At 68.3% G+C, this 24,848-nt stretch carries 25 protein-coding genes; 10 read left to right on the plus strand and 15 right to left on the minus strand.

Annotation, left to right across the window (positions count from 1 at the left end; translation table 11 throughout):
- Positions 1-166: 166 nt before the first annotated feature.
- A complete protein-coding gene (locus tag MX571_RS15785; protein ID WP_247420196.1) occupies positions 167-574 on the plus strand; it encodes a MaoC/PaaZ C-terminal domain-containing protein in 408 nt (135 codons plus the stop codon).
- On the opposite strand, the gene MX571_RS15790 is transcribed toward MX571_RS15785, so the two are convergent.
- The 7 genes from MX571_RS15790 to MX571_RS15820 form a co-directional block, all read right to left on the minus strand.
- Positions 550-1,410, minus strand: a complete 861-nt coding sequence (locus MX571_RS15790) for an alpha/beta fold hydrolase (RefSeq protein WP_247418537.1) — start codon at positions 1,408-1,410, stop codon at positions 550-552. The two genes, MX571_RS15785 and MX571_RS15790, sit on opposite strands and share 25 nt — an antisense overlap.
- 292 nt (positions 1,411-1,702) lie before the next feature.
- Positions 1,703-2,293, minus strand: coding sequence for an NAD(P)/FAD-dependent oxidoreductase (locus tag MX571_RS15795; RefSeq protein WP_247418539.1), 591 nt, complete (start codon positions 2,291-2,293; stop codon positions 1,703-1,705).
- A gap of 73 nt (positions 2,294-2,366) precedes the next feature.
- Complete coding sequence (locus MX571_RS15800; RefSeq protein WP_247418541.1) at positions 2,367-3,191, minus strand: CPBP family intramembrane glutamic endopeptidase; 825 nt, start codon at positions 3,189-3,191, stop codon at positions 2,367-2,369.
- A 119-nt stretch (positions 3,192-3,310) separates the two neighbouring features.
- Positions 3,311-3,838: an Lrp/AsnC family transcriptional regulator gene (locus MX571_RS15805; protein WP_247418542.1), complete on the minus strand. Its 528-nt coding sequence runs from the start codon at positions 3,836-3,838 to the stop codon at positions 3,311-3,313.
- Between the two features lie 98 nt (positions 3,839-3,936).
- Entirely contained in the window at positions 3,937-4,806 is an 870-nt protein-coding gene (locus MX571_RS15810) for an alpha/beta fold hydrolase (protein WP_247418543.1), read from the minus strand.
- Between the two features lie 2 nt (positions 4,807-4,808).
- A complete protein-coding gene (locus MX571_RS15815; protein WP_247418544.1) occupies positions 4,809-5,954 on the minus strand; it encodes an acyl-CoA dehydrogenase family protein in 1,146 nt (381 codons plus the stop codon).
- Positions 5,955-6,038: 84 nt separating this feature from the next.
- A complete protein-coding gene (locus tag MX571_RS15820) occupies positions 6,039-6,947 on the minus strand; it encodes a ribonucleotide-diphosphate reductase subunit beta (protein WP_247418547.1) in 909 nt (302 codons plus the stop codon).
- Between the two features lie 76 nt (positions 6,948-7,023).
- Between MX571_RS15820 and MX571_RS15825 the strand changes: the two genes are divergently transcribed.
- The 3 genes from MX571_RS15825 (at position 7,024) to MX571_RS15835 (ending at position 8,989) form a co-directional block, all read left to right on the plus strand.
- Complete coding sequence (locus tag MX571_RS15825; protein WP_247418549.1) at positions 7,024-7,689, plus strand: 2'-5' RNA ligase family protein; 666 nt, start codon at positions 7,024-7,026, stop codon at positions 7,687-7,689.
- Positions 7,690-7,765: 76 nt separating this feature from the next.
- Entirely contained in the window at positions 7,766-7,948 is a 183-nt protein-coding gene (locus MX571_RS15830; protein WP_247418551.1) for a hypothetical protein, read from the plus strand.
- Between the two features lie 57 nt (positions 7,949-8,005).
- Positions 8,006-8,989, plus strand: a complete 984-nt coding sequence (locus MX571_RS15835; protein WP_247418553.1) for a hypothetical protein — start codon at positions 8,006-8,008, stop codon at positions 8,987-8,989.
- A 28-nt stretch (positions 8,990-9,017) separates the two neighbouring features.
- Here MX571_RS15835 and MX571_RS15840 read toward each other — a convergent pair whose 3' ends face one another.
- Positions 9,018-9,653 (minus strand): DsbA family oxidoreductase, encoded by a 636-nt coding sequence (locus tag MX571_RS15840; RefSeq protein ID WP_247418554.1) that lies wholly within the window; start codon positions 9,651-9,653, stop codon positions 9,018-9,020.
- A gap of 115 nt (positions 9,654-9,768) precedes the next feature.
- Positions 9,769-10,560: an enoyl-CoA hydratase/isomerase family protein gene (locus tag MX571_RS15845; RefSeq protein ID WP_247418555.1), complete on the minus strand. Its 792-nt coding sequence runs from the start codon at positions 10,558-10,560 to the stop codon at positions 9,769-9,771.
- 277 nt (positions 10,561-10,837) lie between these two features.
- Between MX571_RS15845 and MX571_RS15850 the strand changes: the two genes are divergently transcribed.
- Positions 10,838-11,569 carry a class I SAM-dependent methyltransferase gene (locus tag MX571_RS15850; protein ID WP_247418556.1) on the plus strand — a complete coding sequence of 244 codons (732 nt, stop codon included), beginning with the start codon at positions 10,838-10,840 and terminating at the stop codon, positions 11,567-11,569.
- A gap of 332 nt (positions 11,570-11,901) precedes the next feature.
- Here the strand turns inward: MX571_RS15850 and MX571_RS15855 are convergent, their stop codons facing one another.
- Complete coding sequence (locus MX571_RS15855; RefSeq protein ID WP_247418559.1) at positions 11,902-13,476, minus strand: long-chain-fatty-acid--CoA ligase; 1,575 nt, start codon at positions 13,474-13,476, stop codon at positions 11,902-11,904.
- A 193-nt stretch (positions 13,477-13,669) separates the two neighbouring features.
- Here MX571_RS15855 and MX571_RS15860 point away from each other — a divergent pair, with 193 nt between their 5' ends.
- Positions 13,670-15,985 (plus strand): xanthine dehydrogenase family protein molybdopterin-binding subunit, encoded by a 2,316-nt coding sequence (locus tag MX571_RS15860; RefSeq protein ID WP_247418560.1) that lies wholly within the window; start codon positions 13,670-13,672, stop codon positions 15,983-15,985.
- 52 nt (positions 15,986-16,037) lie between these two features.
- Here MX571_RS15860 and MX571_RS15865 read toward each other — a convergent pair whose 3' ends face one another.
- The 5 genes from MX571_RS15865 to MX571_RS15885 all read right to left on the minus strand — a co-directional run bounded on the left by MX571_RS15865 (position 16,038) and on the right by MX571_RS15885 (position 21,225).
- On the minus strand, positions 16,038-16,856 hold the full coding sequence (locus MX571_RS15865) for an ABC transporter ATP-binding protein (protein ID WP_247418561.1): 819 nt from the start codon (positions 16,854-16,856) through the stop codon (positions 16,038-16,040).
- Positions 16,853-17,680, minus strand: a complete 828-nt coding sequence (locus tag MX571_RS15870) for an ABC transporter ATP-binding protein (protein ID WP_247418562.1) — start codon at positions 17,678-17,680, stop codon at positions 16,853-16,855. Before MX571_RS15870 ends, MX571_RS15865 begins: the two co-directional genes overlap by 4 nt.
- Entirely contained in the window at positions 17,673-18,905 is a 1,233-nt protein-coding gene (locus MX571_RS15875) for a branched-chain amino acid ABC transporter permease (protein WP_247418563.1), read from the minus strand. Before MX571_RS15875 ends, MX571_RS15870 begins: the two co-directional genes overlap by 8 nt.
- Positions 18,906-18,966: 61 nt before the next feature.
- Positions 18,967-19,860 (minus strand): branched-chain amino acid ABC transporter permease, encoded by an 894-nt coding sequence (locus MX571_RS15880; RefSeq protein ID WP_247418564.1) that lies wholly within the window; start codon positions 19,858-19,860, stop codon positions 18,967-18,969.
- On the minus strand, positions 19,861-21,225 hold the full coding sequence (locus MX571_RS15885) for an ABC transporter substrate-binding protein (RefSeq protein ID WP_247418565.1): 1,365 nt from the start codon (positions 21,223-21,225) through the stop codon (positions 19,861-19,863).
- A 131-nt stretch (positions 21,226-21,356) separates the two neighbouring features.
- Between MX571_RS15885 and MX571_RS15890 the strand changes: the two genes are divergently transcribed.
- The 4 genes from MX571_RS15890 (at position 21,357) to MX571_RS15905 (ending at position 24,827) form a co-directional block, all read left to right on the plus strand.
- Positions 21,357-22,763 carry a cryptochrome/photolyase family protein gene (locus MX571_RS15890; RefSeq protein WP_247418566.1) on the plus strand — a complete coding sequence of 469 codons (1,407 nt, stop codon included), beginning with the start codon at positions 21,357-21,359 and terminating at the stop codon, positions 22,761-22,763.
- A gap of 219 nt (positions 22,764-22,982) precedes the next feature.
- Entirely contained in the window at positions 22,983-23,594 is a 612-nt protein-coding gene (gene sod / locus MX571_RS15895) for a superoxide dismutase [Mn] (RefSeq protein WP_247418567.1), read from the plus strand.
- A gap of 135 nt (positions 23,595-23,729) precedes the next feature.
- On the plus strand, positions 23,730-23,993 hold the full coding sequence (locus tag MX571_RS15900) for a DUF5827 family protein (protein ID WP_247418569.1): 264 nt from the start codon (positions 23,730-23,732) through the stop codon (positions 23,991-23,993).
- On the plus strand, positions 23,994-24,827 hold the full coding sequence (locus MX571_RS15905; RefSeq protein ID WP_247418571.1) for an ATPase: 834 nt from the start codon (positions 23,994-23,996) through the stop codon (positions 24,825-24,827).
- Positions 24,828-24,848 lie beyond the last annotated feature (21 nt).

The raw sequence follows: 24,848 nt of genomic DNA on the forward strand, positions 1-24,848 counted from the left end.
CGAGGACGGAGTCAGAGAGGAGAGCGAGGACGGAGTCAGAGAGGAGAGCGAGGACGGAGTCAGAGAGGAGAGCGAGGACGGAGTCAGAGAGGAGAGCGAGGACGGAGTCAGAGAGGAGAGCGAGGACCCGACGGAGAGGGTCTTCGCACGCGCCACGGAGGGCGAGGTGACGACGACGCAGGGCCGGACCATCACCGGCGCGGACGTGGTCAACTTCGCGGGCGTCAGCGGCGACTTCAACCACCTCCACACGGACGAGGAGCGGATGGCCGACTCCGGGTTCGGCGAGCGCATCGCCCACGGCGCGCTCGTGTTCTCGGTGATGACGGGCCTGCTCTGGCAGTCCCGGACCCCCGAGGAACGGGAGGCCGTCGTCGCGTTCTACGGCGTCGACCGACTCCGGTTCCGCGCGCCGACCTTCGTCGGCGACACCGTCCACGTCGAACTGGAACTCGCCGAGAAGGAGCCGAAAGACCACCCCGAGGGCAACGGCGTCCTGACGTACGAGGCGGAGGTCGTGAACCAGGACGACGAGGTCGTGCTCTCCTGTCAGTTGCGGTCGCTCGTGGTCTGAGGCGTGGACCCGGAGAGCCGGGGACCCGTGTCGTCGGCCTCCAGCCACTCCAGGAACGCCGCCAGTTCGGTCATCGCGGCGTCGTACTCGGTCTGGAACACGTAGTGGCCAGCACCCGCCACGTGGACGAGTCGCCCGTTCGGCAGTCGCGCAGCGGCCTCGACGTCCTCGACGCGTCGCCCCACGTCGCCGTCCGACTTCAGCAGCAGCGTCGGGCACTCGACGTCGCCGAACCGGTCTTCCAGCGGTTCGGGGTAGCCCTCTCGGGCGATCTCCGCGATGGCCGGCGAGCACTCGGTGTCGGCGACGGCGTACCGTCGCGCCCACTCGGGGTCGACGTCGGCGTACTCGCGCGCTATCTCCTCTTCGACGGTGCGCTCGTCGCGGTCGGCCAGCGCCTCCTCGACGAACGCGGCGCGGTCGTCGGGACCCATCTCCGGCGCGCCGTACATGCCCGCCGGGTCTTCGAGCACCAGCGCTCGCGGGAGGTCCGGGTAGTCGGCGGCCGCCCACGCGACCGTCGCACCGCCCATCGAGTGACCCGCGAGCACCGGGTCGTCGAAGGCGAGGGCGTCGAGCAGTCCGACGAGGTCCGCGACCCGGTCGTCGATACCGTAGCCGGTCTCCGGCGCGTCCGACTGGCCGTGCCCCCGGGCGTCGTAGGTCACGACATCGTAGTCGTCCGCGAGGTCGGCCATCAGCGGTGCCCAGCACCGACCGTTGTCGTAGAAGCCGTGTGCCATCACCAGCGGCGGTCCCTCGCCGGTCCGGTAGTACTGGAGGTCGACGCCGTTGGTGTGGACCGTCCCGGTCGTCCACTCGTCGGGGACGTTCATACCGTCGCGTGGCCGTATCGCCTGAAAAAGCCACCTGCTTCCCGCCTCCCTGGGGCCAGTCGTCGGACTCGAAGGGGAGCGCGTCAGCGCCTCCTCGATGGGTCGTGGTCGTCCGAGAGGAAGGTGCTGTCCTCTCGCGGGTCGTAGTACACCTCCAGTGCGCGGAGGGTGCCTGCGTACGCCGCGCCCAGCACGACGACGAACCCGACGAGGAAGCCGAGAGACGGACCGAGAACCGATTCGAGGACCGTACGACTCGGCGGGAGTTGTCCCTGATAAGCAGTTCGACTCCTCAGGCGGCGTCGTCCCGGAGGTCGCCGAACAGTGCGTCTGCGGTGTCGGGCGTGTCGAAGTCGTGGTAGTGGTCGCCCTTCTCCTTCGTCAGGACGTTGAGCGCGGCGGCCGCCCCGTCGCCCGCGGAGATGACCGCCTGCCACTCCTCGGCGCGGACCATCCCGCCGGTCGCGTAGCAGTCCTCGACGCTCGTCTCCATCGTCACGTCGACGTCGACGACGCCGTCGTCGGTCGTCTCGCAACCGAGTTCCTCCGCGAGGTCGCGGTTCGCGCCCGTCGCGAGGACGACGTACTCCGCGTCGTACTCGCCGTCGGCGGTGGTGACGGTGAAGCCGTCGTCGCTCTCCTCCACGCCGGTCACCTCCTCGTCCTGGTGACGTTCGGCCCCGAAGTCGTCGACCTGCTGGCGGGCGGTCGCCATGAACTCGCTCCCGCCGACGGAGCCGACGCCGAGGTAGTTGAACAGGTGGGCCTTGTGCATCCACGTCTTGTCCGTGTCGAAGACGCGCGTCTCCAGTCCGTTCTTCGCGGTGAACAGCGCGGCGCTCAGACCGGCGGGGCCGCCCCCGACGACGATGACGGATACCATGGACGAACGGAGGGGTGGGACGCCGATAAAGTCAGGTGCTGCTTGGCGGGTGCCTCACACGGGCGCGAAAGGGTCAGCCGAGCGCCGCGAGCAGCGTCGAGGAGTTGTTCGCCGCAGCGCCGAGGTCGCCGCCCGCCGTGAGGACGACGTAGATGAGGCCGAACAGCACCGCGTCGTACGCGCCGTGGATGAGTATCGGCACGACGAGGTTCTCCGTGCGTTCGTAGGCGACGCCGAAGACGACGGAGAGCAACGAGAGCGCGGCCAGCGGGATGGCGAACGCCGCGAGGCCGCCGCTCCCGCCGGTGAGCGCCGTCGCGTGGCCGAGGCCGAAGATGACGCTGGCGGTGGCGATGGCACCGACCGGGCCGAACACCTCCCGGAGGCGACCCTGGACGATGCCCCGGAACAGCAGTTCCTCGGCGGGACCGATGACGAGGAACGCCGCCGGAATCAGCAACAGGAGGACCGACGGGTCCTGACTCGCGAGTTCCGTGACGCTGTTTTGTGCCGGTTCGACGCCGGTCATCTGGTTGATGACGGTGATGGCGATGCCGACGACGAACAGCAGGACGAAGATGGCGACGACGCCACCGACGACCCAGGCGATGTCCCGCAACGAGGGGACGCGAGCGCGGAGGAACGACAGGCCCCGGCCCGTGAACGTGAGGTAGGCGAGACCGACGATAGAGAGGCCGACGCCCTGGATGGCGACGAGCGAGATGACGATGTTCAGGAACGGTCGGTCCGCGACGCTGACGCCTGCCAGCGAGAGCAGGAGGACGAGCACCACTGCGGTCAGCAGGCCCACGATGATTCCGAGGAACCCCAGACCGGCCATCTTGGCGACGGTCCAGAATCGGGTCCTGTTGTCCGGGCCGCGAGAGACTGGTTCCATAGCCGACGGTTCGACGCGAAGCCCCAAAAGCCCGACTGACGAGCGGTAGCGTGCTGGGTCACTCGACGGTCGAGGTGGACGTCGTCGTCAGAAGAACGTGGTCGGGCGGCGCGGCGGGGTTACTCCTCTCGTTCCTTCCGGAGCGTCTCGAACATCTCGGGGTCCGTCCGGAACTTCAGCAGGTTGTGGACCACGCTGTTCCGGATGTTGTGGACCGAGTTTCCGTGCTCCTTGTAGAAGTCGTGGATCCACTTCGACTCCGAGAACCGGTCGGGGAACATCATGATGGACTTCCACTGGTACTCGCCGTCGGAGACGAACATGAACAGCGTGTTCGGCGAGTCGCGGATGGTCTCGATGGCCTCGCGGTACGTGTCGGCGAAGTGTTCGGGGTTGAGTTTGAACTCGAACATCCCGAAGATGAAGTACTCCTCGTGGGGGACGATGGCCTCTCGGAACACGCCCGCCTCGCGCATCCCGCGGATGGACTCGCTGACGGTGACGTGGCTCACGTCGATGTCGTAGTCGGACTCCAGGATGCGCGCGAGTTCGCGCGAGGAGAGCTGCGGGTCGCCGGAGAGCTCCTTCAGGATGTACGTGTCCCGTTCCTTGAACTCCCACTCCGGTGCGTCTTCTGGATGGCTCATACACCGGACTGGTCGCGCATCCCACCTTTGTGTTTCGGTCAGCGTTACGAACAGAGCATCGCTCTCCGGAACAGTAGACAACCGTTCGGAACGAGCCGTCAGTTCATAATGAACGTTTCGAGCGCTTCGCGGTAGGCGTCGGGACGGTCCTCGACCACCCAGTGGTAGGCGTCGTCGAGTTCGACGACGTCGCCGCCGGTGTCCTCGGCGAGACGTTCACCGTACGACAGCGGCTGCATGGCGTCGTCGGTACCCCACAGACAGCGCACGTCCGCGGTGATGGCGTCGTAGTCTATCTCCGTCGTGTGGTTGGTGTTCGTCGCGACCGCAGCACGGGCGAGGGCCTGCGCGCCGCCCTCGGCCAGCCACGGCGCTTTCATCCCCTCGACGAACGACGGGTCGGCCTCGTCGACGGTGCCGCCGGCGAACGCACCGTCGAGCGTCGACGCCAGTTCCTCCCGGTCCATCGACGCGGTCGAGGGCAGTCCGAGGTCCGAGACGAACTCCACGGGCCACGAGTCGTAACAGACCGCGTTCGAGAGCACCAGGCGGTCGACCCGGTCGGGGTGGTGTGCGGCGAGTCGGAGTGCGACGCCGCCGCCGATGTCGTGGGCGACGACCGTCACCGTCTCCAGGTCGAGGCCGTCGAGCAGGTCGAGGACCGCCTGCTCCTGTGCGCGTATCGACCGGTCGAACCCGTCGTGACGGGCACTGTTGCCGTAGCCGACGAGGTCGGGGACGACCGCACGCACCGAGGATTCGAGCGGTGGCACGACGCGTCGCCAGAGGAACGACCACGTCGGGATGCCGTGGAGGAAGACGACGGCGTCGTCGCCCGCGCCGGCCGACGCGTCGTCGACGTCGGCGCTGTCGCGGTACGCCATCGTCACCTCGTGACCGTCGACGGTGACTGTGGTCTCCGACTGCGCGTCGCTCCAGGTCTCGTGGTCCGGGGCGGTCTCGCTCACGGTCAGAGGATGCGGTCGGCGATGATGTTCTTCTGAATCTCGCTCGTCCCCTCGTAGATCTTCGTGATACGAGCGTCGCGGTAGTAGCGCTCGGCCGGGTGGTCGGTGACGTAGCCCGCCCCGCCGAACACCTGTAGCGCGTCGTCCGCGACCTCGACGGCGTTCTCGGAGGCGAACAGCTTCGCCATGCTGGCGTACTTCATCGCCAGGTCGCGGTCGCCCGCCTCGGCGTACCCCGCCGCGCGGTAGGTCATCGAGCGGGCGGCCTCCACGGTCGTCGCCATGTCCGCGAGTTTGTGGCGGATGGCCTGGAACTCGCCGATCTTCTGGTCGAACTGCTCGCGCTCGCCGGCGTAGTCGACGGCGGCGTCGAGCGCTCCCTGCGCGGCCCCGACGGCCTGCGAGGCGACGCTCGCCCGACCGCCCGCGAAGAAGTTCATCAGCTGGTAGAAGCCGCGGTCCTCCTCGCCGATGAGGTTCTCCTGCGGGACGCGCACGTCGTCGAGGACGATTTCGGCGAGGTCCGACGCCCGGATACCGAGTTTGTTGTCTATCTTCGTCGGCTTGAACCCGTCAGCGTCGGTCGGAACGAGGATGGCCGAGATGCCCTTCCGACCCTCGTCGGGGCTCGTCTTCGCCATCACGACGCCGACGTCGGCGACGGTGCCGTTGGTGATCCACATCTTGTTGCCGTCGATGACGTACTCGTCGCCGTCCTTCTCGGCGGTCGTCTCGATGCCCGCGACGTTCGAGCCGTGGGCGGGTTCCGAGATGCACGAACAGGAGACGGCGTCGCCGGCCGCGATGGCGGGCAGCCACTCCTCTTTCATCCACTCGTCGCCGAACCTGCGGATCATCGAGGAGCCGAAGCCGGCCGACCCGACCGCCGACCCGATGCCGGGGTCCGCGCGCCACAGCTCCTCCGTGACGACGCAGGATTCGAGCAGGTCCATCCCCGCCCCGCCGTACTCCTCGGGGATGCCCGGTGCGACGAGGTCGTACTTCGCCGCCTCCTTGCGGAGTTCCTCGGGGTACTCGCCGCTCTCGTCGTGTTCGCGCGCGACGGGTTGAATCTCGTTCTCGCCGAACTCGCGGACCGCGTCGCGAATCGCCTCCTGTTCTGCGCTCAGGCGGAACTGGGATGCCATAGAGACACATGGGGTGGCGGCGACAAGTAGCCTTTCACCGCGGAACCCCTCGTGCCACGGTCCCGAGGACGTCCGTCCGCCCGCTCAGTCGCCCTCCAGACTCGTCAACTGGTCGACGCTCGGGATGGACTCCGAGGCGACGGTTATCTGTTTCATCCGCTGGGTGTGCTTCCCGGAGGCGTACGACCGGAGTTCGTCGGGGCTGGCTCCCGGCGCGTCGCCGTCGTCCTCCGCGCCGTCGGTCGTGATGCTGTCGACCAGCGGCAGCAGCTCGCCGACCGTCTCGTGGAGCAGTTGCGGGTCGACGCCGTCGGCGACGAGTCCCTTCAGCATCGCCATCCCGAACCCGACGTGGCGGCCCTCGTCGCGACGGATGTAGTCCAGCCCCTCGACGAGTCCGGGGAGGTGCGGGAGGGTCTCGTTCTCCGGACCGTACGCGCGCTGGAGGCCGTAGTAGCCCGTCTGGGCGAGGATGCCCTCCACGGTCAGGTGGTAGTGGCAGAACGCCTTCGCTCGGTTCTCGGGCGTGTCGTCGGTGAGCAGGCGCTGCATGGCCGCGTCGTTGCGGTCGAACAGTTCGTCGTACTCGTCGTTGAACCAGCGGTTCTCCGTCGGCGAAGAGCGGTCGAGGCCGAGTTCGTCCTCGACGCCGTGAACCACCTCGCGCCAGTACCGGTCGAAGAAGTCGGTGTGCTTGGCCTCCTCGTACAGCTGGGTCGTCACGAACATCTCCGACTCTGGGTCGTCGAGCACGACGGCCAGCGGCGCGAGGTCCTCGGTCACCGCCTGCTCGCCCGCACCGAACTTCGCCACCGCCGCGCGGAACTGGTCGAAGTACTCCTCGTCCTCTCGCGCCATCGCGACGAGGCCGTCCGCGTCGTTCGTGAGGTCGATGGTCGCCGGGTCCCAGTGTCGCTCGACGGCGTTGCGATAGTACCGGAACGCTCGCTCGCTTCGGTCGAGTTGCAGGGTTCGCTCTGGGTCGCGTCGCATGATAGTTGATAGCTGTCATCAACGAGTATGAAGATTGCGCGAGTAGGGAACGGTGTATGAAGGGACTGGTCGACCGATGACAGACCTCGCCACTGACCCGGCCGAGTTCTGGGAACGGCGTCGTTCGCTCCCGGTCGAACCGACGACCGACGCCGACGTGGCCGAACGGCGCGACGACGGTCACCTCGTCCTGTCGTTCGACCTGCCCGCCGACGGCAGCGAGCGGTTCGAGTCGACGCTCGACCGGCTCTCGGCGTTCGACTGTCTCGCCGTCGCTCCGTCACGGTATCTGCACGTCACCGTCACCCCAGTGGGGTTCCTGACCGACGACCCGAACGGACCCGGCGAGTTCGCAACCGACGAGGTGGACGCGCTCGCCGCCGACATCGGCGCTGCCCTGTCGGGGGGAGACCCGTTCGAGGTCCGATTTCCCCGACTCAACCTGTTCCCGACCGTCGTCTACGCTGAGGTCGACGACTGCGGTCGGTTCGCAGCGCTCAACGACCGGGTCTGTGCGCTCGACGCCGTCCCCGTCCACGATCGGGACCGTCGGTTCGTCCCGCACGCGGCGCTCGCGCAGTTCCGCGACGAGGCGGTGTCGGACCTCGTCGACGCCCTCGAACGGGACCGGTCGCTCGACGTTGGGCCGGTCACCGTCGACTCCCTGTCTCTGGTCTGCGTGGACCTCGGCGAGCGGTTCCCGGCGTTCGACGAGGTGCGACGGTACGACCTCGGTGGATAGCGCCGGAGCGTGGGAATCGGGTTTCTATTCCCGTCCCACCGATACGTTGAAAAGAGTGTTCGTGTAAGCCGATACGATGCGTCCCCGTCAGTTCACCCTCCCCGTCGGGTTCGGACTGCTCGGTGCGAGCTACGGGCACCCACCGAGCGTCCTCTACAACTACCCCGACGTGTACGGCTACCTCGTCGGTGGCCTCGTCGCCGCGCTCTGTGGCACCGTCGTCTGGGTCTGCACCATCGACACCGCCCCCTCGTGGTGACGCGGTGCGGTCGTCGGTGCGCTAGCCGTCCTCACGAGCGCGCTGGTCGCCGGACCGGTGCTCGCCGTCCCGATGCTCGCCGGGAGCGCGTTCACGGGGACGCTCGTCGAGAGCCTGATGGCTCTACTCCTCCTCACCGTCGTGACGGTGCTCGTCGGACTGGTCGTCGCGCCGCTCGGCGCGGTCCTCGGTGCGCTGGTCGCGCCTCGACCGGTACTCTCCCTCCCACGCGGGTCCAGTGCCGGTGGGTTGCGTCGACGCGTCGACACCGTAGCCAGCCTCCGAGAACTCGGTGCAGTCGTGGCGGTCCTCGTGCTCGCCTGTACTGCGGTGGGCGTCGTCCAGTACACCGACCCCACGTCGCCGACCGTCGGCGACGGGCCCGCCTACGCGGGAGTCGACGCACCCGCCGCAGAACAGGTCGCACAGGCACAGGCGCGAACGCGGAGTCACTCGTACACCGCCACGGCCACGACCGTCTCGTACGGTCCGAACGGCAGCCGAGACAGGGAGCGACCCGTCACGTTCGTCTTCGAACACGACCTGGAACGGGACGTCGTGCGCATCGTCACGAGCGGCGTCTTCGGGTCCTCCTCGACCCTCGTCACCGAGGACGCCATCTGGTACTGGGACGGGAACGGAACGAACCCAGCCCCGAGCGAGATGCGGCCGAACGAGGGCGTCCCACGGCCCAGCAGCGTGTACGGTATCACCGCGGTGACGGACGCACCGGCACGAGTCGTCGACACTACCGCCGACACCGTCACCGTCCGGTATTCGAGTCCAGCGTCCAGAACCGGGGAGGCGTACGACTACCCCGGAAACAGGACGGTGACCATCGACCGTTCCACGGGTCGCCTCGTCGCTATCGAGACGGTCCTCGTCCGGGAGGACGGCCGCAGCGTCGTCCGGACGACGACGTTCGAGGACTACGGCACCACGGCGGTCGAGCGAATAGACACGCCCGTCCGACCGTTCAGGCTCCAGGTGTACGACGTGCTCCTGGGACCACTGAACGGCGAGACGCCAATGCACACCTGACGCCCACACGGCCGCCAGACGGAGCTATCTACTCGCCTTCGACCAGTCGTCGCAACTGCTCCGGCGGTACCGCACCGCGGGCGGCGTAGCCGTCGTAGGCGAACGTCGGCACGCCCGTGACACCGTGTCGCTGTGCTTCGGTGAACTGCTCGTGGACCTCCTGTCGAAGTGCCTCGTCGTCCAGCGCCGAGCGAACCTCGCTCTCGTCGACGCCCGCATCGGCCGCGAGTTCGACGAGCAGGTCGTGGTCGCCGATATCCCGCCCATCGGTCCAGAGTGCGGCGAACACCGCCTCGTCGAACGCCAGCCACGTCTCGTAGTCGTGGGTGTCCTTGAGGTGGTACGAGACGACCTGCGCGGGGAGCGAGTCGATGTCCGTTGCGATGTCGAGGTCCATCTCCACGTCGTACTCCTCGGCGAGTCGCCGGACGTTCTGCTTCGCCTGCTCGTAGTAGTCGTCGTCCTTGCCGTCGTCGACCGAGAAGTCGATGGTACCGTCCGGACGGCGCTTCTGTGAGCGCAGGTCGAACGGCTGCCAGTCGATCTTCAGGGTATCGTCGCGTTCGTCCTGATACTGGTCGAGGGACTGCCGACCCAGGTAGCAGAACGGACAGACGTAGTCCGAGTAGACGGTGAGTCGGTCGGCGGCGTGCTGCTGGCTCATCGTCCGCGATTCGCGGCCGACCGTGAAAAGCGGGGATGGGGTTGTGAGCCCTCCGTACACGACCGCCCGTTCGGTCGGGGCGTCGGCGACTGCTCGTCCGGCTTCCTCGTCTCCGCTACTCGCCCTGGAAGTCGGGGTCGCGCTTGCCCATGAACGCCTCCGCGCCCTCCTCGTGGTCGTGGGTCTCGAAGACGGCGGCCTGGTGGGCCGCCTCGCGGGTCATCGCCTGGTCGAGCGACTGTTCGAGGCCCTGGTTGAGCGCGCGCTTCGACGTCTCCAGCGCCACGGTCGGCCCCTGGGCGATCTGCTCGACGAACTCCGCGACCTGCCCCTCGAAGTCGTCGGCGTAGACGTGGTTGAACAGGCCGAGGTCGTGGGCGTCTTCGGCGTCGAGCAACTCGCCCGTGAACACGAGTTCCTTGGCCTTGTTCAGCCCGACGATGCGCGGGAGGAAGTACGACGTCCCGGTGTCGACGGCGAGGCCGACCTGCCGGAACCCGAAGCTCATCCGCGCCTCGGCGCTGGCGAGCTGTATGTCACACGCCAGCGCGAGGTTCGCGCCCGCGCCGAACGCCACGCCGTCGATCTTCGCGACGGTCGGCAGGTGGAACTTCGCGACGCGCTCGATGGCGCGGCTCGTGTCCTGGTGGATGTGGCGGACGGACTCGGCGAGCGACACCTGCCCCGCCATCCGTTCGGACATCGCGTTGATGTCGCCCCCCGCCGAGAAACTCCCGCCCGACCCCGTGAGGACGAGCGCACGGGCGTCGGACTGCTCGACCTCTTCCAGCCGGTCGAGCAGTTCGTTGGACACCTCGTGAGTGATGGCGTTACGCATGTCCGGCCGATTCAGCGTGAGTGTCGCTACCTCGTCCTCGACGTCGAGTAGGACCGCGTCCTCGCTCATGGCCTCACCACCCGGCCGGGTGGCAAATAAGTTCGCACACCACACGCCCGCCGAACTCTCTCGGACTCGCCCACTGTCGAAGAACGACCCACGGACGGCGACGCTTCGGGGAAACAGATAAGTCGCCGACGTGCGAAGTAGTCAGTAAGGGGAAAAGTAAATTTTGCCGACAAAACTAAGCCGTCAGCGACTGCTATCTCCGACACCGGGAACGACGCCGTCTCCCGGCCGACGCGACGCGGACACGAACCGCCAGCCGAGCAGTGACTACGCTACCATGACAGACGACACCGACGCCACGACGGCGTACTCCGACACCATCGACTGGGACCAGTACTGGACCGACCCCGACGAGGCCGACAGGGAGGCCGCGAGCCCGAGCGCACAGCTACTCGTCGACCCGTTCTCCGAATTCCTGGCCGAGCGAGGCGGCCCCGACTCGTACGCCGACGTCGGCTGTGGGGCCGGTGCGACGGTGTTCGACGTCGCAGCCCGATACCCCGAGTCGACGGTCGTCGGCTACGACGCGGCGACACCGGTCCTCGAATCGAATCGCGAGCGAGCCGACTGCGAGGGGCACGAGAGCCTCACGTTCGAGCGGGCCGTCCTCCCCGAGTTCGACCCCGACCGGCAGTTCGCCGTCGTCTCCGCGTTCTACACGCTCGTCTACGTCGCCGACGTCGAGCGTGCGCTCGGGAACCTCTACGACGCGGTCGAACCCGGCGGGGTGCTCGTCTTCACCTACCACAACCGGCTCGCTCGGGCGCGGTTCCGGAGCGTCGCTGAGGCTCCCGAGGAGCACCTCGGCGGGGACTCGCCGTTCGACCCCGACCGCTACGCCGAGCGGTTCCGATTGCTCGTCGAGGGCGAGAACCTGCTGTCGTACGACCGCATCGAAGCGACGCTCGGCCGCCGACCGCAGAGCGTCTGGTCGGTCGTCGGCGACGAGCACCGCTATCCGGCGTGGCGACACAACCCGCTCGTCTACGTGCCGAAACCCGACGAGTAGTACCGGGGACGGTTCGCTATCCCTACGCTCGCCGTCGTCAGACCGTGGTTCGAGTGAGTGACCGAAGGGAACGAGTGAGAACCACGCAGTTCGCGGGTCGTTTCACTCCCCGCTCGTCCCGACGAGGTTCTCGTTCGCTCGCTACCGCTGGCCTCTCCGGGACACTCGCCGCTCGCTTCGCTCGGTCACTTCGCGTCCCGTAGCTCACGGCTCCCTTCGGTCGCCGTTCGCTGTACCGAGACCCTCACTCGCTGCGCTCGTTCGCGTCTCGCACCTCGCGGGTCACTCCGTTCCCCGCTCGTCTTCACGTGGTTCTCACTCGCTCGCTTCGCTCACTCGTTCGAACCACGCAACTCGAACTTCTGCACCTTCCCCGTCGTCGTCCTCGGCAGCACGTCCACGAACTCCACCTCCCGCGGGTGTTTGTACTCGGCCAGCCGCTCCAGGCAGTACTCACGAATCTCGTCGGGCGTAACGTCCGCATCGGGAGCCGGAACGACGAACGCCTTCACCGTCTCGCCACGGCGCTCGTCGGGGATACCGACGACGGCGGCGTCGGCGACGTCGTCGTGTTCGAACAGTAGCTCCTCCACCTCACGCGGGTAGACGTTGTAGCCCGCGGTGTTGATCATGTGTTTCTCCCGGTCGACGACGAAGTAGTAGCCGTCCTCGTCGCGGTAGGCGATGTCGCCGGTGTGGAACCAGCGCGTCCCGTCTCGCTCGGTGAACGCTTCTTCGTTGGCCTCGGGCAGGCCGTAGTAGCCGCGCATCACGTTCGGTCCGGCGACGACGAGCTCGCCCGTCACCGCGTCGAGGTCCGTGCCCTCCTCGACGGGGCCGCGCTCGACCGGCGGGAGTTCCTCGAACTCGTCGTTCACGACCATCGACTCGACGCCGGGGATGGCCCTGCCGATGGACCCTGCACGGCGCTCGTCCGGGCGGTTGGCGTGCGTGACGGGGCTGGTCTCGGTGAGACCGTACCCCTCGAACAGGTCCACGTCGTACAGGTCCTCGAACCGGCGCATCACTTCGATGGGGAGACTGGAGCCACCGGAGTTGGCGAACCGGACGGACGAGAGGTCGAACTCCTCGGCGTTGGGCTGGTTGACGAGGTCGTTGTACATCGCGGGCACGCCGTGGACGATGGTGATGTCCTCGCTCTCGATGAGGTCCACGGCCTCCTGGGCGTCCCACTCGGACATGGGGTAGTACGCCGCGCCGTTGAACAGCGTCCCGAGCATCGTCACGGTCATCCCGTAGATGTGGAACAGCGGGAGGACCCCGAGCATCTTGTCGTCGGGGTCGAACCCGCCCGGCATCAGCGACCCCGTCGAGCGAGCGTTCGAGGCGAGGTTACGGTGGGTGAGCATCACGCCCTTCGGCTGGCCCGTCGTCCCGGAGGTGTACGGCTGGCAGGCCACGTCGTCGTCCGCGCGGTCGACCACGTCGAGTTCGTCGTCCGCACTCGCGAGGAACTCGCGGTACGACGTCGCCCCCTCGGGCAGGTCGGCGTCGTCGCCGCCGACCGCGACGACGTGTTCGACGTCCGTCTCCGCCTCGACCTCGGTGACCATCGGCGCGAGGTCGGCGAGCGTGAGGACCACCGTCGCCCCGCTGTCGTCGAGCAGGTGGCCGATCTCGCGGGTCTTGTACTGCGGGTTCATCGGAACGACGACGCCGCCCGCGCGGAGCGTCGCGTGGAAGCCGGTCACGTACTGCGGAAGGTTCGGGAGGTAGAGCGCGACCCGGTCGTCCGCGCCGACGCCGCGGTCGGCGAGCGCCTGCGCCAGTCGGCCGGTCTCGCTCCAGAACTCCGCGTAGCTCCACGTCCGACCGCGGAAGCCGATGGCGGTCGCGTCGGGGCGGTCTGCAGCGGTCTCGGCGACGTCGGCGACGAGATTTGCCATGTAGACGCACCCACCCGCGGACGGGTGTTAGGCGTTCCCCATCCGGAAGACGCCGTGCGCGTTCGGTCGCTCGACAGCGACGGCCGTCGGGGGGCAGTGACGACTTCTCTCTCCTGACGACATCCCCCCAGGCGACGACTCCCTCGCCCCTGCTCGGGACAACTGTTTACCACCCACCACGAGAACGGGACGCATGACGAACGAATCGCCCGACGAGCCGTCCGTCGGGCGGCGGACGACGCGCCGAGAGGACGCGGCGCTGCTCACCGGTGACGCAGCGTACACCGACGACCTGACCGCGCCGGGGGCGGTCCACCTCGCGTTCGTCCGGAGCGACCACGCGCACGCTCGACTCGACGGCGTCGATACGAGCGGGGCCACCGACCTCGACGGCGTCGTCGCCGCGTACACCTGGGACGACCTCGACGCCTCCGACGCGCCGATGGTCCTCGGGTCGAGCGGTCTCGACGTAGACGCGCCGGGTCATCCCGTCCTCGCCCGTGACCGCGTCCGGTATCAGGGCCAGCCGATAGCCGCCGTCGTCGCCGAGGACCGCTACGTCGCGAGCGACGCCGTGGCAGCGGTCGACGTCACATACAATACCTTCGACGCGACCACCGACCCGGCCGAGGCGACCGCCGAGGACGCCCCCACGCTGTACGAGGCGGCCCCCGACAACGTCGCCGCGACGGGCGAACTCGGCGACCGCGAGGCGACCGACCGGGCGTTCGAGACGGCCGACCACGCGGTCGCTCTCGACCTGCGGAACAATCGGCTCGTCGCGAACGCGATGGAACCGCGGGCGGCGCTCGCCCGCTACGACGAGGCCGAGGAGCGGTTGACCGTCGAACTGACGAGCCAGAGCGCCCACGGCCACCGGCGGGACCTCTCGCGGACGCTCGGGGTGCGCGAGGGCCGGATTCGCGTCGTCGCGCCGGACGTCGGCGGCGGGTTCGGCCACAAGGGCCACCACTACCCCGGCGAGGCGATGACGGCGTGGGCGGCCCGCGAACTCGGTCGGCCGGTCCGGTGGACCGCCACCCGCTCGGAGAACTACCGCGCCGGGGCGCACGGCCGGGACCACGTCACCCACGCCGAACTCGCCGTCGACGACGGCGGCACCGTCCGCGGCCTGCGCGCCGAGACGAACGTCGGCCTCGGTGGCTACGCGCTCGGCAGTTCGGCCGCCATCCAGGTGGGTTACGGTCGCCTGCTCTCCGGAGAGTACCGCATCCCGGCCATCCACTGCGAGGCCCGGAGCGTCTTCACGACGACCGCACCGGTCCACACCTACCGCGGGGCGGGCCGCCCCGAGTCCATCTACGTCGTCGAGCGACTGTTCGACGCCGCGGCGCGCGAACTGGACCTGGACCCTGTGGAACTCCGGCGACGAAACCTGGTCGGGGCAGACGCGTTCCCCTACGAGACGCCCGTCGGCGCGACCTACGACAGCGGCGACTACGAGCGAGCGATGGACCGGGCGCTCGACGCGGTGGACTACTCGGAGAATCGGGAGGAGTCCCGCCAACGGGACGACGACGACGGGCGCTACCGCGGCGTCGGCGTCGCCAACTACGTCGAGTCGACGGGCGGCGGCTTCGAGAGTGGCGTCGTCAGAGTCCATCCGGACGGGAGCGTCGCGGTGTACGCCGGGACGCACTCCCACGGACAGGGCCACGAGACGACGTACGCACAGATAGTGGCCGACGAACTCGGCGTCGACGAGGAGTCCATCGAGGTCAGCGAGGGCGACACCGACAGCGTCCCGACCGGGACGGGGACGTTTGGCAGTCGGAGCACCGTCACGGGCGGCAACGCCGTCGCCGAGAGCGCGCGGGCGGTCCGGGAGAAGGCGCGCCGCATCGCGGCCCACCAGTTCGAGGCCCCGCCCGACGACGTGGCGTACGACGCGGGGGAGTTCCACGTCACGGGCGACCCGAGTCGGACGATTCCGTTCTCGGAGGTTGCGTCCGCGGCCTACGGCAGCGGCCTCCCCGACGGCGTCGACCGGGGCCTCGACGAGACCACGTTCTACGAACCCGAGGGCACCGCCTACACGTTCGGGACGCACGTCGCCCGCGTGGCCGTCGACCCCGAGAGCGGCGAGGTCGAGATAGAGCGCTACGTCGCGGTCGACGACTGCGGCCCGCGCGTCAACCCGACCATCGTCGAGGGGCAGGTCCACGGCGGCGTCGCCCAGGGCGTCGGCCAGGCGCGCTACGAGGCGGCCGTCTACGGCGAGGACGGGGCGCTCCTGACCGACTCGCTCTCAAGGTACGGGGTCCCGAAGACGACCCAGCTACCCGACGTGGAGACGGACGCGACGGAGACCCCGAGTCCCACCAATCGGCTGGGCGTGAAGGGTATCGGAGAGGCCGGGACCATCGCCGCGCCGCCCGCCGTCGTGAACGCGGTGGTCGACGCCCTCTCGCCGCTGGGCGTCGAGCACGTCGACATGCCGCTGACCGAGGAGACGGTCTGGACCGCGATTCGCGACGCGAGCGAGTAGCTGGTCGTTCTGAACGGACCGAGCCAAAGAATCGATGGGTGTGCCGGCCGCGCTACCCGCCGAGGTACGACTCGCGGATGTAGTCGTCCTCGCGGAGTTCGTCGGGCGTGCCGCGTCTGACCACCTCGCCGTTCTCCAGCAGGACGATGCGGTCGGCGTGGCGGAGCGCGAACGTCACGTTCTGCTCGGCGAGGAGGATGGTGACGCCCTCCTCGCGTATCTGCTCGATACCCCCGCTGATGTCGTCGAGGATGACCGGCGCGAGACCCAGCGTCGGTTCGTCGAGGACGAGCAGGTCGGGGTCGCCCATCAGCGCCCGCCCGATGGCGAGCATCTGCTGTTCGCCGCCGCTCATCGTCCGGGCGTGCTGGCCCGTCCGGTCTTCGAGCGCCGGGAACAGGTCGTAGACGAACCGCAGCCGCTCCGAGACGTTGGTGTTCGCCCGGTACGCGCCGAGCGTCAGGTTGTCCTCGACGGACATGTGGCCGAACAGGTCGCGGGACTCCGTGCAGTGGACCAGTCCACCCTCGACGAGGTCACGCGGTGACTGCCCGCGAACCTCGTCGCCGTGGTATCGGACGCTGCCGGAGTACTCCCGGAAGCCCGAGACGGTGTTGCAGAGCGTCGACTTTCCCGCCCCGTTCGGACCGATGACGGCGACGAACTCGCCCTCGGCGACGCGCACGTCGATGCTGCGCAGCGCCGACACCTTCCCGTAGGAGACGCTGCAGTCCTCGACGGCGAGGAGCTGCTCGTCGGCGGCCGACGCGGGCGCGTCGGACGCGTCGGCCGGCGCGGTGTCCTCCCGGTTCGAGGCGTCGTCCGGTGCGCTCGCGAGGCCGCCCCCCGCGACGCCGAACCACTCCCTCATAGGTCACCTCCGAGGTAGGCCCGCTGGACCTCCTCGTCGTTCCGAATCTCCTCGGGCGTCCCCTCCGCGAGTTTCGACCCGAAGTTGATGACCACCGCACGGTCGATGAGCGAGAGCAACCCGCGCATGTTGTGGTCGACGACCACGAGCGTCAGGCCCTCGTCGCGTAACTCCCGGATGAGCGTCGAGATGCGTTCGACCTCGTTGCCCGCCAGCCCGGCGAACGGTTCGTCGACGAGCAGCAGCGTCGGGTCCGTCGCCAGCGCGCGGGCGAGTTCCAGTCGCAGGAGGCCCGCGTGTGGCAGTTCGTCGGGCAGTCGGTGCAGGTCGTCGCCCAGACCGACGCGCTCGCAGAGCTCCGCCGCTCGTTCTCTCGTCCCGCCGCGCAGGCCGCCGAACGAGAACAGTTTGTCCGGCACCAGCGCCAGTGCGACGTTGGCCACGACGCTCCGGTCGTGGAGCGGCCGGAAGTGCTGGAACGTGCGGGCGAGGCCCCGGTTGACCATCTCGTACGACGGCTTGCCGGTGACATCCTCGCCCTGATACCAGACGGTCCCCGCAGTGGGTTCGTAGAAGCCGGTGACGCAGTTGAACGTCGTCGACTTCCCGGCCCCGTTCGGCCCGATGAAGCCGAGGATCTCCTGCTCCTCGACGGCGAACGAGAAGTCCTCGACGGCGACGAGTCCCCCGAACTCCTTCCGGAGGTTGTCGACGACGAGGACGCCGTCGTCGGGACCGTACGACTCCGCTCCCGGCGTCGCTGCCGCGTCGGAGACGGTCGGGGTCCCCTCGTCGTCGGTCGTCCGGTTCGACTCGCTACTCATCGTCGTCACCTCGCAACTCGTCGTTCCAGCGACGGACGACGCGGGTGAGGACGCGCTCTGGCCGACCGCCGTCGGTCGCAACGTCGTCGCCGCGTCGCCAGCCACGGGCACGCCGCCCGCCGCGGATGACCGCCCGGAGGATACCGCCGGGCAGGATGTACAGCAGGAACAGCGTGAGGACGGCGAAGATGAGGAAGTCGATCTCGCTGATCGGCGTCCCGCCGACGACGGGGACTTTGAGCCCGACGTTCGGCCCGAACGGGAGTGCGAGGATCTCGGGAATCGCCAGCTCGACCTCGTTCAACAACTCCGGGACGATACCGACGAAGATGCCGCCGATGGCGGCCCCGACGATGGTACCCATCCCGCCGAGGACGGCGGCGATGATGACCTCGACGTTGACCGTCGTCGAGAACAGTTCGGAGTACGTCGCGCCGCCTCGCGGCGTGTGGACGTACATCGCCCCCGCCAGCCCGCCGATGGCGGCGCTGAGGACGAACGCGAAAATCTTGAACTTCGCCGGGTTGAGGCCGACGCTCGCCACTGCGTCCTCGTCCTCGCGGACGGCGGTGAACACCCGGCCCGCGTCGGAGCGAGTCACGAGGAGCAACACCGCCATGATGAACACGAACAGGCCGAGGGCGACGTAGTACACCATCTCCGCGTCGGCGACGCCGAACCCGAGGAAGTTGTCGGGGCCGGGCGAGATGCCGAGTTCACCCCCGAACACGTCGCTCCGGAAGATGAACAGGTTGAGCAGGATGAGCGGTGCGACGAGCGTCACCAGCGAGAGGTACGGCCCGCGCAGACGGAGCGCCGGCACACCGATGACGACGCCCGCGACGGCCGCGAGCACCATCCCGAGGGGCACCGACACGAGGGGGTCCAGCCCGTAGCCGAGGTTCAACAGCGCCGACGTGTAGCCGCCGACGGCGAAGAACAGGCCGTGACCGAACGATATCTGGCCGGTGTACCCCGAGACGGTGTCCCAGCTCATCGCGAACATCCCGAAGTAGAGCGCGAGCGCCAGGTCGAGCAGGAACAGCTGGTCGACGGTGAAGACGAACACGCCGGGGATGCCGATGCCGAGCTCCATGCTCGCCATCAGCGGCAGCACCGCGAGCAGGAGCAGGCCGACTACCCCGACGACGTATCGCACCGGTATCGACGGGAGCGACCGCCCGCTCTCGTCCGTCACGCGTCCGGATGCGGTGTCCTCACTCATGCGTTCGCCCCGGTGTCGGTCGGTGGTCGACGTGCGATGGAGCGCGCTGGGTCGTGCAGCGTCATGCTTCCACCAGTTCGCGGCCGAACAGTCCCTCCGGTCTGAGCAGCAACACGACGACGAGCACCAGCAACGGGGTCAGTCCCGTGAGGCTCGAATCGACGTACTGGACCGTCAGCACCTCCAGCGCGCCCACGACGAACGCACCGAGGACGCTGCCACGGATGGAGCCGATACCGCCGAGCACGACGATGCTGAACGAGAGGACGAGCGGCCCGCGACCCATCGCGAAGAACGCGCCCTGCGTCGCGCCGAGGAAGACGCCCGCGACGCCCGCGAGCGCGCCGGCCCCGACCCAGACGAGCAGGTTGATGCGGTCGGCCTCGATGCCGACCAGCGCCGCCCCCTTCTTCGTCATGCTCGTCGCGAGCAGCGCCTTGCCCTGTGGCGTGTAGTTGACGAACGCGAACAGGGCGGCGATGAGCAGCGCCGAGAGCCCGAACGCCACGAGCTGGGTGTACGTCACCGTCGACCCGGCGAGGCTGATGCGACCGCCGACGAGCGTCAGCACCTTCGCCTGCGAGCCGTAGACGAACCGGATGACCTCCTCGACGGCGACCGAGGTGACGAGCGTGATTATCATCACCATGATGGGCTCGTCCTCGATGCGCTTGATGAGCGCCAGGTAGTAGACGCCGCTCACGAGGCCGGTGACGACGAACGCCGCCGCGAGTCCGACGAACCCGCCGAACCCCTGCTGTGCGGTGACGACGTACGCGACGAACGCGCCGATGGTGATGCTCGCGCCGTGAGCGAGGTTCAACACCCCGCCGACGCCGAAGATGAGCGTGAACCCCAGCGCCACGAGCGCGTACAGCGAACTGAGGATGACGATCTGGACGAGCACCGTCGACGGCGAGGCCTGCAGTGGAGCGACGAGGTCGACGCCGACCATCTACAACCACGAGGGGGCCTGGTAGTCGGCCGTCGTGAGGTTGTCGGGGTAGATGACCTCCTGGCTGCCGTCCTGCCACTGCTGGTACACCGGGTTGACCAGGTCCTCCTCGTAGACGACGTCGTGGGCGAACTCGTTGTCCTTCGGGTAGTACTCCACCGTTCCGACGGTGCCGGTGTACGACGACTGCTCGAGGCCGGAGACGACGTCGTCGGCCTCGACGGTCCCGGCCTGCTGGATGACCTCCGCGTACTGCTTGACCGCGTCGAACGTGATGTAGCCCGTGTAGACCGGGTAGCTGTCGTACTCCTCGTTGTACGCGTTGGAGAACGGGACGGTCTTCTCGGTCACCTCGCTCTTTGGCGTCGCGGAGTTCTGCGTCACCCCGTAGTTACACGCGCCGCTCGTCGCCTCGTAGTACGACGGCAGTTGCATCGGCACGTGGATGCCTCCGAAGTGGAAGGGGCGTTGCTCCTTCGCCCACTGCGCGACAGCCGGCGTGCCGGTGTGGGCCATCGCGATGAACGCCGCGTCGGCCCCCGAACTCTCCACCTGGTCGTAGATGGGCGCGAAGTTGGTCGTGCCGGACGCGTAGCGCTTCTGGGTCGTTATCTCGACGCCGGTGTCGCCCATGTTCTCGTCGAGCGCCTTCGAGACGGGTTTCGTCCACTCGTAGTCCTCGACGAGCACCGCGACCGACTCCCAGCCGAGGTCCGACTGCTTGGCCCCCAGGAAGTCGGTCATGTTGACCCCGAGCTGGTAGGCGTTGAGCGGCCCGGTGCGGAAGTGGTACTTGTAGTTCTCGTAGTCCTCGTTGACCCGTGCGCTCGCCTCGGGCGTCGCCGCACCCGACGTGAGGTGGACGGTCTGCTGTTCGGCGATGTCGCCGAGCACCGCCAGCAGCACCTCGCTGGTGAAGATGCCCGTCGTCACGTCCACCTCCTCGCTGAGGGTGAGTTCCTGGTACTTCGTCCGCCCGGTGTCGGGTTTCTCCTTGGTGTCCTTGACGACCACCTCGAACTCCGGACCCGAGCCCTCCTCGTTCAACTGCTTCGCGGCCAGTTTCGCACCGTTGGCGATGCTGGCCCCGATGGGGTTGCTCGACGGCTCGGGCGCGAGCACACCGACCTTGACCGAATCGGGGAGGTTGCCACCGCTCGCGGTCCCGGTCGTGGTCCCGCCGCCACCGCTCGAATTTCCGCCGCCACCACCGTCGGTGCCGCTGCCGTCAGTCGTTTCTCCCCCATCGCCCCCCGTGCTGACACAGCCAGCGAGCGATACGCCCGCGACGCCTGCCCCGGTCGCTTTCAGAAATGCTCGTCGCCGTACCGGTCCCTTGGATCGACTTCCGTCGTCTGATTCCATTCCAGCTATGTGTTACGCCGTACCAAAATAAAGGTTAACAAAATTCATGCAAGTTTTGCACCAACCGACCAGTGGTCACCTCGGTCGCCGCCACCCGGAGGGTTACGGTCCGGCCCGCCGTCTAGCGTTCTATGCTCGTCCACTGGCACCGCTCGGACCTGCGTGCCACCGACAACCTCGGCCTCGCGAAGGCCACCGACGAGGACGACGTGTTACCAGTGTTCGTCTTCGACGACGAGGTGCTCGCTCACGGGTCGCCCTCGCGCGTCGCGTTCATGCTCGACGCGCTAGCGGCGCTCCGCGAGTGGTACCGCGACCACGACGGCGACCTCTGCCTGCTCCGCGGCGACCCCAGCGCCGTCCTCCCCGACCTCTGTGCGGAACACGACGCGACCGGCGTGTTCTGGAACCACGGCTACTCCGGCCTCGCGCAGGAACGCGACGAGGCCGTGAAGGCCGCCCTCTCGGACGCGGGCTACGGCCACGCGGCGTTCCACGACGCCCTCCACCACGAACCCGGCTCTATCACGACCAACGACGGCGAGCACTACTCCGTCTACACCTACTTCTGGAAGAAGTGGCGCGACCGTGAGAAGGAACCGCCCTACGACGCGCCGGAGTCGGGTGACCTCGTCGCCGACGCGGGGGAGTACGAGGAGGTGCCGACGTCCGGCGACCTCGGGTTCGACGAGACCGACGCTGACGTCGAACCGGGCGGGCACGAGGCCGCACGCGACCGTCTCGACGCGTTCTGCGAGTCGCCAATCTACGAGTACGCCGATCGCCGCGACGACCCGACCGAGGTGACCACGTCGCTGCTCTCGACGCATCTCAACTGGGGGACCGTCGGCGTCCGCGAGGTGTACGCGGCGACCGAGGGCGCGATGGCCGACGCCCCCGACGACGAGGCCCGGGAGTCCGTCGAGGAGTTCCAGTCACAGCTCGCCTGGCGGGAGTTCTACACCCACGTGCTCTACTTCAACCCGGAGGTGGTGACGGAGAACTTCGACGACTACCAGGAGGGCATCGACTGGCGCGAAGACGACGACGAACTCCAGGCGTGGCGCGACGGCGAGACGGGCTTCCCCATCGTCGACGCCGGGATGCGCCAGCTGCGCGAGGAGGCGTGGATGCACAACCGCGTCCGGATGCTCGTCGCCTCCTTCCTCACGAAGGACCTCATGCTCGACTGGCGACACGGCTACGACCACTTCCGCGCCCTCCTCGCGGACCACGACACGGCCAACGACAACGGCGGCTGGCAGTGGGCCGCCTCGACGGGCACCGACGCGCAGCCGTACTTCCGCATCTTCAACCCGTGGAGCCAGCAGGAACGGTACGACCCGGACGCCGAGTACGTCAAGCGGTACGTCCCCGAACTCCGCGACGTCGACCCCGAGCGAATCCACGAGTGGCACGAACTGGACGACGACGAACGCGCCGACCTCGCGCCGGAGTACCCCGCGCCCATCTGCGACCACGGCGACCGCCGGGAGGAGGCGCTGGCGATGTTCAAACGGGCTCGGGGGGAGGAGTAGCGTGTTCCGGACCGAACGAGTGCGAGCGGGGGAAGGAGAACCACGCAGAGTCCGAACGGCGAGCGCTAGCGACCCGTGAGGACCCGGACGACGACTGACGGGAGTAGTTCGTCACGATTTCGTTCAGGGTTTCCAACTTAAATCGAGTAGCGGCGATACGATTCGCCTCCTCAATCTTTAACATCGTACCGAGCGATTCTCCCACCGAGGTGTCAAGATATGTCTGAACGTTCAAACCCGGAACTGCCGTCTCTCCCGTACGACTACGACGCGCTCGAACCGTCCCTGTCCGAGCAGGTGCTCACGTGGCATCACGACACGCACCACCAGGGCTACGTAAACGGCCTCGACAGCGCCGAGGAGACGCTCGCGGAGAACCGTTCGTCCGGTGACTTCGGCTCCTCGGGTGGAGCCATCCGCAACGTCACCCACAACGGCTGTGGACACTATCTCCACACGACGTTCTGGGAGAACATGTCCCCGAACGGCGGCGGCGAACCCGACGGTGACCTCGCCGACCGTATCGAGGAGGACTTCGGCTCCTACGAGGGCTGGAAGGGCGAGTTCGAGGCCGCAGCGTCGGCCGCCGGTGGCTGGGCGCTCCTCGTCTACGACCCGGTCGCGAAGCAGCTTCGCAACCTCGTCGTCGACAAGCACGACCAGGGCGCGCTCTGGGGCGCACACCCCATCCTCGCGCTGGACGTCTGGGAGCACTCGTACTACTACGACTACGGCCCGGCCCGCGGCGACTTCATCGACGCCTTCTTCGACGTGGTCGACTGGGACGACGTCGCCGAGAAGTACGACCAGGTCGCCTCGACGTACGAGTAACGTCCCGAACCTTCCGTTTTCTTTCGCGCTCGGCCGGTCAGCGACGGCTGTCTTCTCCGCACCAGCGGACTCGGCGCGACTCCCCACAGCGCTCCGTTCCGCGAGACTTACGGCCCGAGGCCCGAACCACGAGGTATGCCCCGACCAAAGTCCGACTTCGAGACGATTCGACCGCTCGTCTTCCGCGACCCCGACGAGGTGCTCGACGACGAGTCGATGTACACCATCTACGAGGTGGCCCGCATGCTCCAGGGGCTCGACCCCGGGCGCGAACTCGACGCCGAGACCGAGACCGTCCTGCTCGACTGGGCCATCCCGTGGATGATGGTCAACGCCGACGCGTTCGTCTTCGCCGAACCGGACGCCGACGACGAACCCGGCCACTACGGACTCGCGTAGATGCGCCTGCTCGTCGCCGGGAGCGCCCGCGTCGACGCGGGAAAGACCACGTTCGCCTCGGGACTCGCCGCGCACCTCGACGCCCCAGCCTACAAACCGCGGGCCGGCAACGACTACTGGTTCGACCACGACGACGTCCGCCACGCCGTCGCCGACGGCCGTCTCTACGGCAAGGACGTCAGGACGCTCGCCGGACTTGGCGAGGACCCTCCCGAGCAACGCAACCCCGTCCACCGGCTCTGGACGCCCGCGCCGGGCACCGGCAAGGGGCTCCTGGGTCGGACCGACCGCGCCTTCCTCTGTGACCGCGTCACGCTCGACGGCCGCGACGAGTTCGTCGTCAACGGCACCGTCGACCTGCCCCCGCTGCTGACCGAGACGCTCCCGCTGGCCGACGCCACCGTCGTCGAGTCGCTCGACGAGTTCAACGCGGTGATGGCCGACCGCCACCGCGCGGCGTTCGACGCAGTCGCCGCGCGCGTCGCTGCCGAGGAACGCGTCGTCGTCGAGTCGTACGCCGACATCGCCCGACCGCTGGACGGGGCCGTCCCGGACGCCGTCGCCGTCGTCGAACCCGCCCGCCTCCGCATCTACGAAGGGGAGCGCTACGCGAAGGCCTGCGAGGTCGCTTCGGGGAGCGCCCGCGAGGGCCGCCTCGAAGAGCGCGTCGAGCGCGTCCTGGAGTTCGTCGAGCCGTGGTCGCGCCACCGCCTCCGCCCGCTCCCCGGCGAGCACCGGGACGACCCCGACGCCGTCGCGGAGGCGTACGCCGACGCCTACGACGCGCTCGTGGGCGTCGCCGAGGCCGACGGTTCGAGCGGAGACGGGGCGTAGTTCGGCACAACAGCCTTCACG

It is taken from the genome of Halomarina salina, from assembly GCF_023074835.1.
GTDB lineage: Archaea > Halobacteriota > Halobacteria > Halobacteriales > Haloarculaceae > Halomarina > Halomarina salina.